Consider the following 16,603-nt stretch of genomic DNA (forward strand, 5'->3'; position numbering starts at 1 on the left):
ACTTGAAGTCCCTCAATGGGCCATTCACGGACCTGGGCTACAGCTCAGTCGCCGACGCCGAAGCCGACCTTCCGGACGTCGGACGGCGCGATCTCGACGTACGCGATGCGGTCCGAGGGGACGATGTACTTGCGCCCCTTCTCGTCGTTGATGCGGAAGAGCCCGTCGCCGGCCGTCAGGGCCTCGGCGACCAGCTTCTCCACCTCTTCGGGAGACTGGCCACTGGACACCACCAGCTCGCGCGGGGTGTCCTTGATGCCGATCTTGACCTCCACGTGGGACCTCCGCTGGAAATTCGAAAGGGATGTGCTCGGCAAGGCTAACCGAACCGGGTCGTTGCGGTGCCGCATGTCCGCGCCCGGCCACTTCGTCGTGTCCTGGTACTCCATTGGGATCAGCCCAGGCCGAGCGCCTGCATGCGCTTCGTGTGCCCCTGTTGCAACCGCCGGAACAGCGCCGCAATTCCGGAGAGGTCGCCCGAACCGCTGATGATGAGCTCGGCCAGCCCGTCGCGCTCGGCGACGACGTACTGGGCCTGGGTCAGCGCCTCGCCCAGCAGGCGGCGCCCCCAGAGGGCGAGCTTGTCGCGGGTCTTGGGGTCGGCCTCGATGCCGGCCGCCACCTCGCGTTCGGCGAAGGCGGAGTGGCCGGTGTCGGCGAGCACGGTGAGCACGAGGTCCTTGGTCTCGGGGTCGAGCCAGCTGGCGATTTCCCGGTAGAGGTCGGCGGCCAGCCCGTCGCCGACGTAGGCCTTGACCAGCGACTCCAGCCACGACTTCGGCGGGGTCGAATCGTGCCAGTCGTCGATGTGGTTCACGAACGGCGCCATCGCGTCTTCGATCTTGACGCCGTGCGCGGCCAGGTGCTCCGACAGCAGGCCGTAGTGACCGATCTCGGCGGCCGCCATGGTCGCCAGCGCGGCGCGCCCGGCCAAGGTGGGCGCGCTGCGCGCGTCTTCCGCCAGCCGGTCGAAGGCGGACAGTTCGAGATAGGCGATCACACCCAGAAGGTCGACTACGCCTTCGCTGATCTCTTTCGGCTCGGTCACGGCGGCCAGGGTATCGCCGAAGCGCCGGGGCGTGTCGGGACGAGACCGATCACACTGGCTCCGGCGCGGCGGGTACTGTCGAAAAACTGCTGACCAGGTACACTGGCGACCGATATCAAGCTTCCGTACGCCATACCGGCGTCGGGAACAGGCAGGCCAGGAGGCCCGCCGACGTACTGCAATGTGCGTGCACGCCTCTTCCGGCATTCCCGGGACGGACCGGTTCCGCGCTTTTGGATCAGCGCCAGGGACCAGGGTTTACTTCCGGTCGAGTGTCGAACGGGACCCAGGGTTGTGCGCGCTGGTCACGAGAGAGGCGATCACCCTGACCGCAGAAATTCCCACAACCGAACAGTCCCCCGCCGTCGCGCTGGAGCACAGCGAGACCGGCCCGGCCGCGCTCGACACGTCGCACCCGCTGCAGGCGGGCGTCGAGGTCGAGCCCGAAGCCCCGACTTTCGCGTCCTTCGGCGTCAAGCCGGAGATCGTCAAGGCACTCGGCGAAGCCGGCATCGAGCGGACCTTCGCGATCCAGGAGCTCACGCTGCCGCTCGCGATGGCCGGCGACGACCTCATCGGCCAGGCCCGCACCGGCATGGGCAAGACGCTGGGCTTCGGCGTCCCGCTGCTGCACCGCGTCGAGGTGCCGGGCGACGGCACCCCGCAGGTGCTCGTCGTGGTGCCGACCCGCGAGCTGTGCATCCAGGTCGCCAACGACCTCAAGGGCGCCGGCAAGCACCTCGGCATCCGCACGCTGGCCATCTACGGCGGCCGCCCGTACGAGCCGCAGATCGCGGCCCTGCGCAAGGGCATCGACGTCGTGATCGGCACCCCCGGCCGCCTGCTCGACCTCGCGGAGCAGAAGCACCTCGTGCTCGGCAAGGTCCGCGGCCTGGTGCTCGACGAGGCCGACGAGATGCTCGACCTGGGCTTCCTGCCCGACATCGAGCGCATCCTGCGGATGGTGCCGGACAAGCGCCAGACGATGCTGTTCTCGGCCACCATGCCGGGGCCGATCATCACGCTGGCCCGCACGTTCCTGAACCAGCCGACGCACATCCGCGCCGAAGAGAACGACGCGAGCGCGATCCACGAGCGCACCACCCAGTTCGTCTACCGGGCGCACTCGATGGACAAGCCCGAGGTGATCGCCCGCGTGCTGCAGGCCGCCGACCGCGGCCTGACGATGATCTTCAGCCGCACCAAGCGCACCGCCCAGAAAGTGGCCGACGAGCTGGTCGAGCGCGGCTTCGCCGCCGCGGCCGTGCACGGCGACCTGGGCCAGGGCGCGCGCGAGCAGGCGCTGCGCGCGTTCCGCTCCGGCAAGGTCGACGTCCTGGTCGCGACCGACGTCGCGGCCCGCGGCATCGACATCGACGACGTCACGCACGTGATCAACTACCAGTGCCCGGACGACGAGAAGACCTACGTCCACCGCATCGGCCGCACCGGCCGCGCGGGCCGCACCGGAGTCGCGGTCACTCTCGTCGACTGGGACGAGATGCCGCGCTGGAAGCTGATCTCGGACACCCTCGGCCTCGACAAGCCGGAGCCGGTGGAGACGTACTCGTCGTCGCCGCACCTGTACGCCGACCTGGGCATCCCGGAGGGCACGAAGGGCCGGCTGCCGCTGGCCAACCGCACCCGGGCCGGCCTGGCCGCCGAGGAGGAAGAGGACCTGGGCGGCAAGCGCCGTGGCCCGCGTGGCCGCGCCAAGGCCGACGAGTCGCCGGCCGCCGAGGAGGCGCCGCGCAAGCGGGCCCGCTCCCCGCGCAAGCGCACCCGCGGTGCCGCGCGGTCGGCCGAGGGGACCGAGACCGCGGACAACGCCGCAGCCTCGGAACCCGGTGAAGCCGCCGCCGCGTCAGCAGCGCCTTCGGAGGGACGCACCCGGACGCGCCGCCGCACCGGCGGCACCGCCCCGGAGGCGACCGGCCCGGCCACCGAGAAGGAGGCCGGCGACAACGCCGAGCGGCCGGCTCGTCGGCGCCGCCGTCGCCGTCCGGCCGCGACTTCTGATACACCTGCGTCGGCAGACTGAGGCTGAGTAGCGGGGGTCCGGGTACGTGAGTGACGTCGAGAAGGCGGCCGAAGGCGCGCCTGAAGAAGAACCGGCGGAAGTCACCGAGACCCCCGACTACGGCTCCGAAGACGTCCTCGAAGACGTCGAGACCACTCCGGCCGCAACGCGGGTCAAGGCGCGCCGGTCACCTTGGAACCGCCCGCGGGACCGGGTGCTCGCCGCGCTGATCGCGGTCGGCGTCGTGGCCGTCGCGCTGGTCGTCGGCGTGACGAGCGACAGCGCGGCCACCGACCGGACCGAGGCGGCTCCTCCCCCGCCCCTGCCCGCGGCACCGGACAAGGTGCCGGGATCGCTGGCCGAACTGTGGAGCGCCCGCAGCGGCGCGACGCCGGTCCCGGTGGCGGCGGGCGACGCGGTGGCCACCGCGGACGGCGGCGAGGTCGCCGGCCGCGACCCGCTGACCGGCCAGATCCGCTGGCACTACACGCGTGACCTGCCGTTGTGCACGGTGAACGAGACGTGGGGGCGACTCAACGCGGTCTACCACAAAAGCCGGAACTGCAGCGAGGTCACGCAGCTCGACCCCGGCACCGGGCGGATCACCGCCCAGCGCAACGGCAACGCCGAGCTGGGCACGCAGCTGGTCAGCGACGGCTCGCACGTGACCGCGACGGGCAAGAAGCTCCTCGACACCTGGCGCGACGACCTGGTGAAGAGCGCCGAGTACGGCCAGGTCCCGGCGCTGGTCAACGCGGGCAAGCAGCCCCGCACCGGCTGCACGTACGGCACGGTCGCGGCGGGGTCGGGCAAGGTCGGCGTGATCGAGCGGTGCCCGGGCGACCCGGCCGACCGCCTGACGGTGTACAAGGCGACGCCGGAGAAGGACGAAGAACCCCAGGTTTCGTTCAGCAGCGTCCTGGCGGGCAAGCGCGCCCGCGTGATCGCGATGTCCGGCGAGCTGACGGCAGTGGTGCTGCCGGACCAGAAGCTCCTGGTGACCTACAACGGCGACGGCACCCAGCGCGCGGCGTACCCGCTGGACGTCCCGCCCGCCGATCTGGCCCAGGACCCCGCGGCCGGCGTCGAGGCGACGACCCAGACGGCGCAGAACGTGTACTGGTTCAGCGGTTCGAAGACGGTGGCCCTGTCCCGCGACGACCTTTCGCCGCGCTGGACCCTGGGCAGCGCGATGGGCCCGGGCATCACGTTCGCGCAGCAGCTGGTGGTCCCGATCAAGGGCGGCCTGGCGGTGCTGAACGAAAACGACGGCTCGACGATCCGCACGGTCGGCGTGGACCGCCGGGGCTATCCGGGCGTCGTCCGCTTGGGCTCGGCGGGCCCGGTGCTGCTCGAACAGCGCGGAGACACGCTGACGGCCCTGAAGTAGCGCTCACGGCCGTGATGCCCCGCCAATCACGCGAGATGCGGTTCTAGCGCGCTCGAAAGGACTTCTCGCGCGTCCGGAGAGGCTTCTCGCCGGTTGTCAGGTGAGCCAGAAGAGGGTCAGCGCGGAGACGGTGAACAGCGCCACGGCCACCCCGCCCCCGACGGCCGCGACTCCGTTGCGGCGGTCGGCGACGCGTTGCGCCAGCAGGGCCAGCACCGCCGCGACCGGGTGACCGATCAACAGCACCGGGCCGGGTCCCGGCACGCCCGTGTACAGGCAGACGCCCGCGACCACGAGGACGCCGATCGCGAGGACCACCAGACCAGCCGCCAGCGAGCCGGTGAAGCCACGCCACCAGCGTCCGCTCTGCTTCGCCGGCTCGGCCTCGTGCTCCGGCGGGTCGTCGGGCCGCGCGGCAGCCGGTTCGATCCGCTCGGGCTCGACCCGCTCCTGGGGAACGGTTTGCGCCTCAGCCGCGCCGCGCGAAGCAGCCCCAGCCGGTTCGGCCTGCTCAGGCTCAACACGCTCCCCTGGCCCGGTTCGCGCCTCGGCCGCGCCGGGGTTGGCGACCCCCGCCGACTCGACCCGTTCCTGCGGCGCAGTCTCGGCTTCGGGCGCTCCCGCGGGCAGCGGGACAGTCGCCAGTTCGTCGGTGTCCGGTGAGGCCACGTTCCCTCCTGTTCAGGGCGCGAGCAGGTCCCATGGCTGCGCCTGCGGCGCCGCTTCCTGGCCCGCCGCGCAGCTCGGCCTGAAGTCGCACCAGGCGCAACGCCGGTCCGGGCGGGCCGGGAACAGCACGTCCGCGTCGCCGCCCGCGTCCAGGGTATCCGTGGCCAGCCTGAGGTCCCCGGCGGTCTCCTCCGCGCGCTGCAGGTGCCGGCGCAGGCTCTCCGGCGTGTGCTCGGCCGCCGCGATCGTGCCGCTCGGCAGGTGATGCAGCTCGACCGTGGTGCACGGCATCCGCAACGTCCGCGCCGAAGCCACCGCGTACAGCGCGAGCGCTTGCGACGCGCGGGCCTCGTACTCGTCGGGCGGGCGCCGCCCCGTCTTGTAGTCGACGACCACCAGCTCGCCGTCGCGGGCGTCGATCCGGTCCGTGCGGCCCTCGATGATCATCGAGGGCCGTTCGCCCGGCGTCGGACTGACCGGCGCCGACACCCACCGCTCCAGCCCGACCGGGTCGTGGCTGACGTCGTTGTCCTCGACGTACTCCGCCACCCAGCCCTTGGCCCGCGCCCGGTACCGCGCCGCCTGGTCGGTGTCCTCGAAGCCCGCGTCCTTCCAGTGCTCGGCGACGAGCGCGACCGCCCGCTGCGGCACCCGCTTGAGCACCGGCAGGTCGAACAGCGCGCGCAGCGCGTTGTGAACCACCGCGCCGAGGGTGCTGTGCGCCCACGGCCCGGTGCGCTGCGGTGTCGGCCGTTCGAGGTACGCGAGCCGGTACCGGCGCGGGCAGTCGTCGAAGGTCGCCAGCCGCGCCGGGGACACCTTCGTGAGCCGCACCGGTTGCGCGACGCCGAAATCGAAGCCCATCTGCTCCTTCACGAGTCCCCACGCTACGCACCACCACCGACACTTTCCGCGCCGGACCCGGAACGCCGTGAATGTCGCATTGAGGGACTTGAAGTCCCTCAATGCGACATTCACGGACTTGGCCTACCGCACCACCAGCACCGTGTGCGTGCCGCCGGAGACAGTCAAGGAGCCGCTCCGGACCGCGTGGCCGTCGAGCAGCACCAGCCGCCCGGCCGGCACGACCAGCGAACCGGACGTCCCGCGCGGCGCCGTCACCGTCAGCGAGAAGACCGGGCCCTGCTGGGACCACGAAGCCGACAACGCGCCCTTCGGCGTCGGCACCGCTCCGCGCGCCCACGCGATCTGGCCCGGCTGCGGCGAAACCTTCCACGTCGCGAAGCCGGGCGACGTCGGCGAGACGCCCAGCAGCTCGTTCGTCAGCACCGGCACGACACCGGTCGACCAGCCGTGCGCGGCCGACGTGTAGCCCTGCTCGTAGTGCGAACCACCCGCGCCGATGCCTTCCCACGCCGTGATCCCCGGGTCGTGCGTGGCCATCCAGCCGTACATCCGCTTGATCTGGTCGATCGCGGACGCCGGCTGCCCGGTCCGGAACCGCGCCTGAAGCTCCGGGAACGACGTGAACGCGTACACGCGCTTGGTGCCGTCGGAGACGAGAGTGTCGTTGTCCATGAACGGGTTCCCGTACGGCAACGCCCCGGCCGCGAGCCGGGCCAGCGCGGAAGAGGCCTGCGACGGCGAAGCGATACCCGCCATGATCGCCTGGCTGTTGCCGTCCTGGCCGTGGCGCACCGCGCCCGTCGCCGAGTCGAGGTACGCCCCCGCCGCCGGGTCCCACAGGTACCGGTTCACCGCCGCGGAGACGTCCGAAGCGCGCGAAAGCCACCGGTCCGCGTCGCCCGCGTGCCCCGTCGCGCGCGCCAGGCCCGCCGCCCCTTGCAGAGCCCGGACGTACAGCGCGTTGTAGTACGTCACTTCACCTGTACGCGGCAGGAACGCGTAGTCGCCGTAGCCGCCTGTGCCGTTGAGCCCCTTCGCCAGCAGCCCGCGCGAATCGGTGACCGACGGGTACCACGAGTCAAGCGTCTTCACGAGGTGCGAGAAGTACGAAGCCGCGTACGCGGTGTCGCCCGTGTAGAGGACGTAGTCCCAGCTTGACGTCACCCACCAGAGCGGATAGTCGAAGAGCGGCAACGTGTAGCCGTTGATCGACGCCGGCGGGATCCAGCCGTCCGCGCGCTGGTGGTCGGCCAGGTCGGCGAGGACGTTCCGCGCCGCCGTCCCGTCCTGGTGCGTCAGATACTGGGTCAGCCCGGACACGGCGACGTCGCCGACGTACGGGTCCCGGTCGCGTTTCGCTCCGTCGTGCAGCACCAGCTTCCCGTCCAGTGAAGGCGAGAACGCGCCCCGGGGGTCCACATCGGACTCCCGGAAGGTGTCCATGCCCAGCTCGTTGGTGTACGACGCGGCGTACCAGTACCGGTTGAGCTGCTCGTCCGACGACTCGAACCAGCCGCGGTAGCTGCTCGGCGTGCCGAGGAACGGCGTGAAGTCGAGCGAGACACCGCTGACGCGCACCTCGCCGGAGGGCTGGGCAAGCGGCGCGTCCGACGCCAGCGCGTCGAGGCTGATCCGCAGGTAGCGGAAGCCGTGCAGGCCGTCCGCGCACACCTGCGTGCCGCTCTGGCAGCCCTTCCGGTCCCGCCAGACGGTCGGCGTCGCGGGCACGGCGAACTGGTCGCTCCCCGGCCCGCCGGCGAAGTCCGAGCGGGTGAAGTCGGAGCGTTCGCCCAGGTACTGCTGGGTCTCCGAGAACGACAGCCGGACGCCCGGCCGGTTCGCCGACGCACCCGCGAAGGCGATCCTCGGATATCCGGCGACGACCTTGCCGAAGTCCACCACCGCGACCGGCACCGGCGGGTCGGCGACCAGGCCGGGCCAGACCTCGTTGACGCGGCTGAACTCGCCCGAGGGCGTGTTCTGCGCCTTCGTGACGGTGATCCGGACCTGCGCGGCCGTCACCGGTCGGTCGAACGTCACCGCGCGCTGGACAGCGGTGTTGCCGCTGACGGTCGCCGCCACCCGCCACGCGCCCGCGTCCGGCACCTCGACCGTGAAGTCCTGCGGCACACCGTCCACACTGGACAGAACGGTGACGCCGGGGAGCGCGACCGGCGTGGCCGAGGTGACGGTCAGGACGTCCGGGTAGGCGCCGATCGTGTCGTCGTTCCAGAAGGTGCCCGGGTCGCCGTCGACGGCGTTCCCGGGCTCGTACGTCCGCGGCTGGCCGTTGCCGCCGTTGTTGGGCGCGTGGAACGACGACGCGACCGCCGTCGTCCCGGCGGGCCAGGCCGGCTTCGGCGGCGGCGCCTGCCGGTTGAACGTCGCGACACCCCGGCCGAGCAGGCCGTCCGGGTTCGTGACGTCGCCGCTGGTGGACAGCACGCGCACCGGCCGGACGTCCCGGCTCGGCGGCGCGACGACGTATTTCTGCCAGCCCGGCCCGGGCACGGCGGACGCGACGGGCGCCGCGGCCACCCCGCTCGCCACCAGGACCGTCACCGGCAGGATTGCTCTGAGCCACTTCATCGAGGCCTCCGAGGAGAACAAACTTGAATCGTTTCAACGACTGAGTTGAGATTCAGGCTGCGGGAGCGGTGCCAACGATGTCAACGCACCGGGCTCATCCTGTCGGGCAGGACAACCCGGGTGGCGGGTCAGCTGCCGCCGGCGATGAACCCGCGCACGGAGTTCGCGACCAGCTCGACGGCGATGGCCGCGAGCAGCAGGCCGGCCACCTTGGCCAGCAGCGTGATGCCGCTTTCCTTGATCAGCCGGATGACGAGCCCGGAGTAGCGCATGCAGAGGTAGATCACGAGGTGGGTCGTGACGATCGCCAGCGCCAGGGCGATGTACGCGCCGATGTGCCCGTCGGCCTGGCGGACGAACACGATGGTGGCGGCGATCGCGCCGGGCCCGGCCAGCAGCGGCGTGCCGAGCGGCACGAGCGCGACGTTGACGTCCTCCGCGGCCGCCTCGGTCTCGTGGCCGTTGCTCGTGAGCAGCTGCAGCGCGATCAACAGGAGCAGCAGCCCGCCCGCGCCCTGCAGCGCGGGGATGCCGATGCCGAGGTAGGCCAGGATCGCCTGGCCGGCGACCGCGAACAGGCTGATGACCAGCAGCGACACCAGGACGGCCTGCCGGGCGGCGCGCGCCCGGGTCGCCACCGGCTTGCGGCCGACGAGGCTCAGGAACACCGGCACGGTGCCGGGCGGGTCCATGATGACGATCAAGGTGATCGTCGCGCTCATGAAGAGCTTCGCGTCGAAGACGTCGGCGATCGCCATCTCAGCCCTTCACGACCTGGAACCCGGTCGCGCGCGCCACCAGCTCTTCCAGCTGGCCGGGGTCGGTGGTGCACTCGCCGAGCGCGATCGTCTTGTTCGTGCCGTGGTAGTCGCTGGACCCGGTGACGAGCAGGCCGAGTTCGCCGGCGAGTTCGCGGGTGCGGGCCCGCGTCGGCGCGTCGTGGTTCGGGTGGTCGGCCTCGACGCCGGTGAGCCCGCGCGCGGCCAGGCCGGCGAGGGTGTCCTCGCTGATCGTGGCGCCGCGGCTGAAGGCGAAGGGGTGCGCGACGACCGTGACGCCACCGGCCGCGGCGATCATGTCGATGGCTTCCTCGACGGGCGTGTCGCGGCGGGCGACGTAGTAGCCGCGGCGCGGGCTGAGGTAGTCGGCGAAGGCCTCGTCGACGGACTTGACCAGCCCGGCCCGGACCAGCGCCTGGGCCAGGTGCGGACGGCCCGGCGGGGAGTCCTCGGGCAGCAGGCCGAAGATCTCGTCGATGTCGACGGGGAGGCCGTCGGCGGCCATCCGCTCAGCCATCCGGCGCAGCCGCGTGCGGCGCTCGAGCCGCAGCCGGGTCTGCTCGACGACGATGGCCTCGGCCGTCGGATCGAAGAGGTAGGCAAGCAGGTGGACGCTGATCTGGCGGCCGGTCACGGGGTCGATCGACACCGTGGAGAGCTCGGCGCCGGGGACCAGGGTCAGCCCGGGCGGCACCGCTTCGGTGGCGGGCGCCCAGCCGGCGGTGGTGTCGTGGTCGGTGATCGCGACGACGTCGAGCCCGGCTTTCGCGGCCGCGGCGACGAGCCCGGCCGGCGTGTCGGTGCCGTCGGAGGCGGTGGAATGGGCGTGCAGGTCGATGCGCATCGTGTCCATTGTCGACGATGCGGTGCGTCACAGTGCGGCCGGGACTCCCCCGGCGCGCTTCACCCGACCGGCTTCTTGCCGCGGGCGGCCCGCTGGGCCTTGATCATCGAGAAGCGCTCGGCTTGCTTCTGCTTGTCGCCGAAGACGAGCTCCGAGATCGTGTCGTAGAACTCTTCGGGCCGCGGCAGGTAGTCGATCCGGTTCAGCGCCTGGATCTGACCGGCGGACTCGACCACCATCGTGCCGTAGCCCATCATGCGGCCGGTGGCGGTGCGCACGTAGCTGAGGTCGGTGACCTTGCTGATCGGCATCATCAGCACCTTGGTCGTGAACACGCCGGTGGTCATCACGAACCGCTTGTCGGTGACCACCAGGCGCTCGACCCACCACTCCATCACCACGTAGGCGAACCGCAGGACGACGAGCAGCGCCACGTACCAGAGGATGTTCTGGCCGATGTACAGCGCCGGTGGCAGCAGGTAGGACACCAGGACGCAGACGGCCAGCAGTGCGGCCGCCTCGAAGGTGTCCCACAGCAGCACCGCCCAGTGGCGGCGGATCCGGATGACCCGCCGCTCGGTGTCGAGGAGGTACTCGTCGGGATCGCGTGGCGCGAACATGGTCTCGAGGGTAGCCCCCGATCAGCCCTTGAAGACGTTGCTGACGAAGGTGATCACCGATTCGGCCGAGTCGCGAAGGAAGTCGATGATGTTGCCGACGAGGCCAGCGGCCTGCCCCGGCTGGGCAATGACGAAGAACAGCACCAACGCGATACCAGCGAGGCCCGCAATCTTCTTCACGTTCACCGCGATCAAATCCCTCTCTTACGGTGACACCGGACAACAGCTAAACCTACGTTTTACGTTGTACCGCACTGGGCAGGCACAGGGGAGGAAAGTCCCGCGCTTGGGTCAGCACGCGTCCGAAGTGTACCGTATGGCTACTCTCCGTGTACAGAACATCGGTTTTCAGCTTGGTTACATCTATCCTTCGGGACATGGAGGGCCTCACCAGCACCACGATCCGCTGTGTCGGTGGCATCGCGTTCGACGACGACGGCCGCCTGCTGCTCATCCGGCGGGCGAACAACCCCGGATCGGGGCAGTGGTCCCTGCCCGGAGGCCGCGTCGAACCAGGCGAATCAGACGAAACGGCCGTGATCAGGGAGTTGCGCGAGGAAACCGGGCTGGACGTGATTCCGGGCACATGGATCGGCACCGTGACGCGCGGGCCGTTCGAGATCCACGACTACGCCTGCGAGATCACGGGCGGAATTCTCACGGCGGGTGACGACGCCACGGAGGCCCGTTGGTCCGATGCGGCGGACCTGTCCGCCCTGGAGGCGGCCGGGGAGCTGGTGGATCTCCTGTACGTCACGCTCCGCGACTGGAACGCCCTCCCCCGGGCCTGAGCCCCGCCCCAGAGCAGCCCCCACCCTCACCGGGGGGCGGCCCCGCTTCCAGCGTATCGGGGAGGTCCGACGAAAGGCCGGGAAAGCCGCTGCCCGCGCCCGGTTGTCCACATCACGGCCGCGCTGTGGACAACCAACTCAGAGCGGCAGCCAGGTCATCCGCTGACCGTGTGGGGCCGTCCGCGCCAAGGCGTGTGCCTCGGGCTTCCCGCCCTCCCACCGGACCACGCCCAGCGTCGCCAAGCCGTCCTCGGCGCCGGCCAGGTCCGGCCGGTCCGGCAGGACGACCTCGAGCCCGGCGCCGTAGAACTCCTCCGAAACCCACCACAGCGGCCGGGAGGCCGCCAGCTCGGCCAGGGCCGAGACGAAAGCCGCCCGCTTCTCCGCCGTGAAGTACGCCAGGACGTGGCTGGTCAGCACCACCAGCGGCCCCTCCAGGGAAGCCGCCGCCGCGGGGAGGTCGTCCACGCCGTCGCCGGTGATCAGCGCAGGTCGGTGCTTGGCCTGCTCGGCCGCCGCCGTGCGCAGCAGCCGGATGCGGTCCGGCTGGTCGGCCCAGACGCACGCCTCCAGCCAGGCCAGCTCGTCCTCGTCCGAGAGATCCACCGGCGCCCGGTCCAGTCCGGCCCGATCGAGCAACGAAAGCTTCTTCGGCAGCTTCGGCGCCACCGCGCCCGGAGCCAGGTCCAGCGCGCAGTGCAGGCCCACCGCGGACTTGGCCGGGCCCGCCGTCAGCTGCTCGCCGCCGTCGCACTGGTAGCGGTAGCCGAAGCGGTCGAGGCCGAGCAACAGCCCCGCGCTGCAGCCGACCTCCAGCAAGGAGACCTTCCCGCCCGCTTCCTTCGCCGCTCGCGCCACGCCGGGGTACAGCAAAGCCGCCCGCCGGACCTCGTTGGTCTGCGTGTAGCGCGAGGCGATCAACGCCCGCGCCTTGTCCGCGCGCTCCAGCAGGAACGACCGGAACAGCGGCCAGGTCTCGGAGTCGACGCCGTCGAAACCGCCCAGCGACGGGTAGTACCGCGAAAGCGGGTGGATCGGGTCGGCCTGGACGAGCCGGTGCGCGGTCGCCATCAGCAGCGTCGCGCGCGCCTCGCCGTCGCGAGCCGAGGCGAGCAGCCCGGCGACGTCGTCGTCCGACGCGGCCTGGAGCGCCAGGTGCTCGTACAGCGGCGAGACCCCGCGCGCCTCGACTTCCGCGAACGTGCGCAGTATCTCCTTGATCCGGTCCAAGTCCATCAGAGCCTCATTCGTGCGGCACCGGCCGGCCCGGCTGCTCCCCGCCCCGAGTCTCCCCGTAGGAGCGCTTCGGCACCATCACCTTCCGGCGGAAGGTGCACACGATCGTGCCGTCCTGCTTGTAACCGCGGGTCTCGACGTACACGACACCGCGGTCGTCCTTGGACTTCGACGGCGTCTTCTCGAGCACCTCGGTCTCGCCGTAGATGGTGTCGCCGTGGAAGGTCGGCTTGACGTGCTTGAGGGATTCGACCTCGAGGTTCGCGATGGCCTTGCCGGAGACGTCGGGCACGGACATCCCGAGCAGCAGCGAGTAGACGTAGTTCCCGACGACGACGTTCTTGCCGAAGTCGGTGGTCTCCCCGGCGTAGTGCGCGTCCAGGTGCAGCGGGTGGTGGTTCATCGTGATCAGGCAGAAGAGGTGGTCGTCGTACTCGGTGACCGTTTTGCCCGGCCAGTGCTTGTAGACCGCGCCGACCTCGAACTCCTCGTAGTAACGACCGAACTGCACTCGTCTCTCCTGTTCGCGTAACACCGCATGAGGCTGGTATGACACGCATCCGTAGTGAGGAGTACCCTCAACCATTGGTGTTCGCGCGTCAACGCGAGCCCCACCACTCTGCACCCGGCCGAAGGAGGTGAGGAACCCCGATGAGTAGTGGCGATAGTCCGCTCCCTAGTAGTCCCAGCGTTCCCACCGCACCGGCCGGCCGGCTCATCACCTGGTAGGCCTTCTCCCCCCGGGAACGCTGGTGTGTCGCCGGGCGGACGCATTTCCGCCCCTGGTCAGTCGTCTCGCACGACCACACACGACGCCCAGGAGAACCCATGCCTGCCATTCCCTCGCTCGGCGGCCTCAGGGGCCGCGGCAACAAGGGCGTTCCCGTCCGTCCGCTCCCGGTGCCGCTGTCCGCGTACGTCGTCGACTGCGCGGTGTACGTCGCCGGTGAGCGCCTGCCGGGCCGCTGGACCCATTCCGAAGCGATCAAAGAGGTCCGGAAGCGGCACGAGGGGTTCGTCTGGATCGGGCTGCACGAGCCGGACGCCCAGCAGATCCAAGGCGTGGCGGACACGTTCGGGCTGCACGAGCTGGCGGTCGAGGACGCGCTCGAAGCGCACCAGCGGCCGAAGCTGGAGCGCTACGACGACACGCTGTTCCTGGTGGTCAAGACCGTGCGCTACGTCGAGCACGAGTCGCCGACGACGGCGAACGAGATCGTCGAGACCGGCGAGCTCATGGTCTTCCTCGGCCGCGACTTCGTGATCACGGTGCGCCACGGGAACCACTCGGGCCTGGCGCGGCTGCGCCGCGAGCTGGACGAGGACCCGGAGCGGCTGAAGCTGGGCCCGTCCGCGGTCGTGCACGCGATCACCGACCACGTCGTCGACCACTACCTCGACGTCACGGGCCGGATCGAGAACGACATCGACGTCATGGAGGCGCAGGTCTTCGCGCCCCGGTCGCAGGTCAGCGCCGAACAGATCTACCTGATGAAGCGGGAAGTCCTCGAGCTGCGCCGCGCGGTGATGCCGCTGGCGACGCCGATCCAGCGCCTCGCCGAGGGGTACACGCGGCTGGTGCCGGACGACGTCCGTTCGTACTTCCGCGACGTGGCCGACCACCTCACGACCGTGTCGGAGCGGGTGGCGGCGTTCGACGAACTGCTGTCCACGCTGGTCGACGCGACGGTCGCGAAGATTTCCCTGCAGCAGAACACCGACATGCGCAAGATCACGTCGTGGGCGGCGATCATCACCGTGCCGACGATGATCGCCGGCATCTACGGGATGAACTTCGACTACCTGCCCGAACTGCACTGGAAGTTCGGGTACCCGCTGGTGATCAGCGTGATCCTGGCGATCTGCCTGTTGCTGTACCGAATATTCCGGAAGAACGGCTGGCTCTAGGTCCCCCTTTCGTTCCACCGGATTCGGAGAATTCGTGATGCCTCGGATGCTGTCCAACCTCAAGTTCTGGGCGCTCGCGCTCAGCCTCGTCTGGATCTTCGTCATCACTTTCGTCATCGTCGCCGACCCGGGGTTCGCGCACGGGATGAAGTGAGGCTTGTTCTGGTTAGGCCGCCGCGGCCCGCCCACGAAGCCGCAGGTCGCCGCAGAAGCCATGCGGCGGCCGACGGCTGAACAAGCCTCACCGAGGCCCCGGGGTCCTATCCTGGGCACATGACGAAGGCGCTGGTGGTCGCCGACGAGGTGGACGAGCGGTTGTGGACCGACGCGGTCCGCGCCCGCTCCGTCGACCTCGTCATCGGCGCCGGCGACCTCCCGTACGACTACCTCGCGTTCCTGGCGAGCGCGCTCGACGTGCCGTGCGTGTTCGTGCCGGGCAACCACGACCCGGACCTGAGCGGCTACACGCGCTACGGCGGGCTGTCCATGAAGGACGGTTTCCCCACGGTCTGGCCGGGCCCGGCCGGCGGCGTCAACGCCGACGGCCGGGTCGTCGACGTGGCCGGGCTCCGGTTCGCCGGGCTCGGCGGCTCGATCCGCTACAACGACGGGCCGAACCAGTGGACGCAGCGCCAGCAGGCCCGCCGGGCCCGCAGGCTGGTGCGGCGCGCCCGCTTCCGGCGCCGGCGGGACGGCCGTGACGTCGACGTCCTGCTGACGCACTCGCCGCCGCTGGACCTCGGCGACCGGGCGGACCCGCCGCACCGCGGGTTCGCTTGCCTGCACCGGACGATCGACGCGCTGCGCCCGAAGTGGCTGCTGCACGGGCACATCCACCCCCACGGCGAGCCGGTGCCGGACCGCGTCGTCGGCGAAACCCGGATCCGCAACGTGGTGGGCCACCGGATCATGGAGTTCTCATGAAAGAGACGGGATTCCCCCGCGCCGACGCGGAGAACGACTTCCTCCGCGCGCGCCGGAGCCAGGTGCTCGCGCGGCTGTCGACGTGGCTGCGGCGCGAGCCCGACGACGTCAACATCATGCTGCCGTTCCACGAGGTGGTGGAGGCGCTCGGCTACCTCGGCGAACGCCGGATCGGCCTGCGGGTGATCAAGCTGGACTCGATCGCCGGCACGGTCGACCGCAGCCGCGACTTCGACCGCCGCTTCCGGCCGACGTCCGCCCGGGTCCGCGAGCGCTGGGAACGCCTGGCGCTGGCGGCCCGCCGCGGCGAGGAAATCCCGCCGATCGAGGTCTACCGGGTCGGCGAGCTGCACTTCATCATCGACGGCCACCACCGGGTTTCGGTCGCCCTCGCACAGGGAATGTCCACAATAGAGGCTTCGGTGACGGTCGTCCGGACCAAGCTGGACCCGAGCGGCATCCGGCACCGCGGCGACCTGATCGTCAAGGACTACCGCAGGTTGTTCCTGGAGCGCGTTCCGCTGACGGGCCACGCGCGGGCGTCGGTGATCGTCTCGGACCCGTGGGACTACGCGAAGCTGGGCGAACACGTGGAGGCGTGGGGATTCCGGCTGATGCAGGACGAAGGCAAGTTCTGCGACCGGGCGAGCATCGCGCAGCGGTGGTTCGACGAGGAGTTCGTCCCGGTGGTGGGCATGCTGCGCCAGGCGGGCCTGATCGGGGAGCGCACCGAAGCGGAGGCGTACCTGTGGGTGGCGGCGGAGCGGTACCGGCTGATCCGGACCCACCGGTGGGACGACGAGGTGATCGAGCGGCTCCGCTCCCGTCGTGAGTGGGAAACAGGGTGCTAACCCTGTTTCCCCCACACCCACCCGCGCGGGGCCCCCGCCGGTAGCGCACCATTTGGGGGGGGCCCGG

Annotated in this window: 17 protein-coding genes; 6 read left to right on the plus strand and 11 right to left on the minus strand. The window is 70.6% G+C overall.

The genetic code is table 11. The features are described from left to right. Positions 1 to 44: 44 nt before the first annotated feature. Together AB0M82_RS13915 and AB0M82_RS13920 are read right to left on the minus strand one after the other, a co-directional pair. Complete coding sequence (locus tag AB0M82_RS13915) at positions 45 to 275, minus strand: DUF3107 domain-containing protein (RefSeq protein WP_013223016.1); 231 nt, start codon at positions 273 to 275, stop codon at positions 45 to 47. Positions 276 to 394: 119 nt separating this feature from the next. Continuing rightward, on the minus strand, positions 395 to 1,048 hold the full coding sequence (locus AB0M82_RS13920; RefSeq protein WP_364721262.1) for a ferritin-like fold-containing protein: 654 nt from the start codon (positions 1,046 to 1,048) through the stop codon (positions 395 to 397). Positions 1,049 to 1,466: 418 nt separating this feature from the next. Here AB0M82_RS13920 and AB0M82_RS13925 point away from each other — a divergent pair, with 418 nt between their 5' ends. Then, positions 1,467 to 3,089 carry a DEAD/DEAH box helicase gene (locus tag AB0M82_RS13925; protein ID WP_364721453.1) on the plus strand — a complete coding sequence of 541 codons (1,623 nt, stop codon included), beginning with the start codon at positions 1,467 to 1,469 and terminating at the stop codon, positions 3,087 to 3,089. A 25-nt stretch (positions 3,090 to 3,114) separates the two neighbouring features. Continuing rightward, positions 3,115 to 4,458 (plus strand): hypothetical protein, encoded by a 1,344-nt coding sequence (locus tag AB0M82_RS13930; protein WP_364721265.1) that lies wholly within the window; start codon positions 3,115 to 3,117, stop codon positions 4,456 to 4,458. Between the two features lie 96 nt (positions 4,459 to 4,554). Here AB0M82_RS13930 and AB0M82_RS13935 read toward each other — a convergent pair whose 3' ends face one another. The 7 genes from AB0M82_RS13935 to AB0M82_RS13965 form a co-directional block, all read right to left on the minus strand. After that, positions 4,555 to 5,127 (minus strand): hypothetical protein, encoded by a 573-nt coding sequence (locus AB0M82_RS13935; RefSeq protein ID WP_364721268.1) that lies wholly within the window; start codon positions 5,125 to 5,127, stop codon positions 4,555 to 4,557. Between the two features lie 12 nt (positions 5,128 to 5,139). Beyond that, positions 5,140 to 5,991 (minus strand): PD-(D/E)XK nuclease family protein, encoded by an 852-nt coding sequence (locus AB0M82_RS13940; RefSeq protein ID WP_364721455.1) that lies wholly within the window; start codon positions 5,989 to 5,991, stop codon positions 5,140 to 5,142. A gap of 123 nt (positions 5,992 to 6,114) precedes the next feature. Then, positions 6,115 to 8,583 (minus strand): alpha-L-rhamnosidase C-terminal domain-containing protein, encoded by a 2,469-nt coding sequence (locus AB0M82_RS13945; RefSeq protein WP_364721271.1) that lies wholly within the window; start codon positions 8,581 to 8,583, stop codon positions 6,115 to 6,117. A gap of 128 nt (positions 8,584 to 8,711) precedes the next feature. After that, complete coding sequence (locus AB0M82_RS13950) at positions 8,712 to 9,341, minus strand: MarC family protein (RefSeq protein ID WP_364721274.1); 630 nt, start codon at positions 9,339 to 9,341, stop codon at positions 8,712 to 8,714. A 1-nt stretch (position 9,342) separates the two neighbouring features. Then, positions 9,343 to 10,215 carry a PHP domain-containing protein gene (locus AB0M82_RS13955; protein ID WP_364721276.1) on the minus strand — a complete coding sequence of 291 codons (873 nt, stop codon included), beginning with the start codon at positions 10,213 to 10,215 and terminating at the stop codon, positions 9,343 to 9,345. Positions 10,216 to 10,265: 50 nt separating this feature from the next. Beyond that, entirely contained in the window at positions 10,266 to 10,826 is a 561-nt protein-coding gene (locus AB0M82_RS13960; RefSeq protein ID WP_285999764.1) for a PH domain-containing protein, read from the minus strand. Positions 10,827 to 10,847: 21 nt separating this feature from the next. After that, positions 10,848 to 11,012, minus strand: a complete 165-nt coding sequence (locus AB0M82_RS13965) for a hypothetical protein (protein WP_348954785.1) — start codon at positions 11,010 to 11,012, stop codon at positions 10,848 to 10,850. Between the two features lie 191 nt (positions 11,013 to 11,203). Between AB0M82_RS13965 and AB0M82_RS13970 the strand changes: the two genes are divergently transcribed. Then, complete coding sequence (locus AB0M82_RS13970; RefSeq protein WP_364721280.1) at positions 11,204 to 11,617, plus strand: NUDIX domain-containing protein; 414 nt, start codon at positions 11,204 to 11,206, stop codon at positions 11,615 to 11,617. Positions 11,618 to 11,755: 138 nt separating this feature from the next. Here AB0M82_RS13970 and AB0M82_RS13975 read toward each other — a convergent pair whose 3' ends face one another. Next, entirely contained in the window at positions 11,756 to 12,853 is a 1,098-nt protein-coding gene (locus AB0M82_RS13975; protein WP_364721283.1) for a DUF2332 domain-containing protein, read from the minus strand. A 7-nt stretch (positions 12,854 to 12,860) separates the two neighbouring features. Continuing rightward, positions 12,861 to 13,364, minus strand: coding sequence for a MaoC family dehydratase (locus tag AB0M82_RS13980; protein ID WP_364721286.1), 504 nt, complete (start codon positions 13,362 to 13,364; stop codon positions 12,861 to 12,863). 317 nt (positions 13,365 to 13,681) lie between these two features. Between AB0M82_RS13980 and corA the strand changes: the two genes are divergently transcribed. The 3 genes from corA (at position 13,682) to AB0M82_RS13995 (ending at position 16,536) form a co-directional block, all read left to right on the plus strand. Further along, a complete protein-coding gene (corA, locus tag AB0M82_RS13985) occupies positions 13,682 to 14,761 on the plus strand; it encodes a magnesium/cobalt transporter CorA (RefSeq protein WP_364721289.1) in 1,080 nt (359 codons plus the stop codon). A 273-nt stretch (positions 14,762 to 15,034) separates the two neighbouring features. Next, on the plus strand, positions 15,035 to 15,685 hold the full coding sequence (locus AB0M82_RS13990; protein ID WP_364721292.1) for a metallophosphoesterase: 651 nt from the start codon (positions 15,035 to 15,037) through the stop codon (positions 15,683 to 15,685). Then, positions 15,682 to 16,536, plus strand: a complete 855-nt coding sequence (locus AB0M82_RS13995; RefSeq protein WP_364721295.1) for a chromosome partitioning protein ParB — start codon at positions 15,682 to 15,684, stop codon at positions 16,534 to 16,536. The genes AB0M82_RS13990 and AB0M82_RS13995 overlap by 4 nt, the downstream gene beginning before the upstream one ends. Positions 16,537 to 16,603 lie beyond the last annotated feature (67 nt).

It is taken from the genome of Amycolatopsis sp. NPDC051128 (genome assembly GCF_040682715.1).
Taxonomy (GTDB): domain Bacteria; phylum Actinomycetota; class Actinomycetes; order Mycobacteriales; family Pseudonocardiaceae; genus Amycolatopsis.

What these genes read in the sequence shown, in the direction of transcription:
- AB0M82_RS13950 (WP_364721274.1), bottom strand. Translation starts at nt 9,341, where the DNA reads ATGGCGATCGCCGACGTCTTCGACGCGAAGCTCTTCATGAGCGCGACG.
- AB0M82_RS13960 (WP_285999764.1), bottom strand. Translation starts at nt 10,826, where the DNA reads ATGTTCGCGCCACGCGATCCCGACGAGTACCTCCTCGACACCGAGCGG.
- AB0M82_RS13955 (WP_364721276.1), bottom strand. Translation starts at nt 10,215, where the DNA reads ATGGACACGATGCGCATCGACCTGCACGCCCATTCCACCGCCTCCGAC.
- AB0M82_RS13940 (WP_364721455.1), bottom strand. Translation starts at nt 5,991, where the DNA reads ATGGGCTTCGATTTCGGCGTCGCGCAACCGGTGCGGCTCACGAAGGTG.
- AB0M82_RS13970 (WP_364721280.1), top strand. Translation starts at nt 11,204, where the DNA reads ATGGAGGGCCTCACCAGCACCACGATCCGCTGTGTCGGTGGCATCGCG.
- AB0M82_RS13945 (WP_364721271.1), bottom strand. Translation starts at nt 8,583, where the DNA reads ATGAAGTGGCTCAGAGCAATCCTGCCGGTGACGGTCCTGGTGGCGAGC.
- AB0M82_RS13990 (WP_364721292.1), top strand. Translation starts at nt 15,035, where the DNA reads ATGACGAAGGCGCTGGTGGTCGCCGACGAGGTGGACGAGCGGTTGTGG.
- AB0M82_RS13975 (WP_364721283.1), bottom strand. Translation starts at nt 12,853, where the DNA reads ATGGACTTGGACCGGATCAAGGAGATACTGCGCACGTTCGCGGAAGTC.
- corA (WP_364721289.1), top strand. Translation starts at nt 13,682, where the DNA reads ATGCCTGCCATTCCCTCGCTCGGCGGCCTCAGGGGCCGCGGCAACAAG.
- AB0M82_RS13995 (WP_364721295.1), top strand. Translation starts at nt 15,682, where the DNA reads ATGAAAGAGACGGGATTCCCCCGCGCCGACGCGGAGAACGACTTCCTC.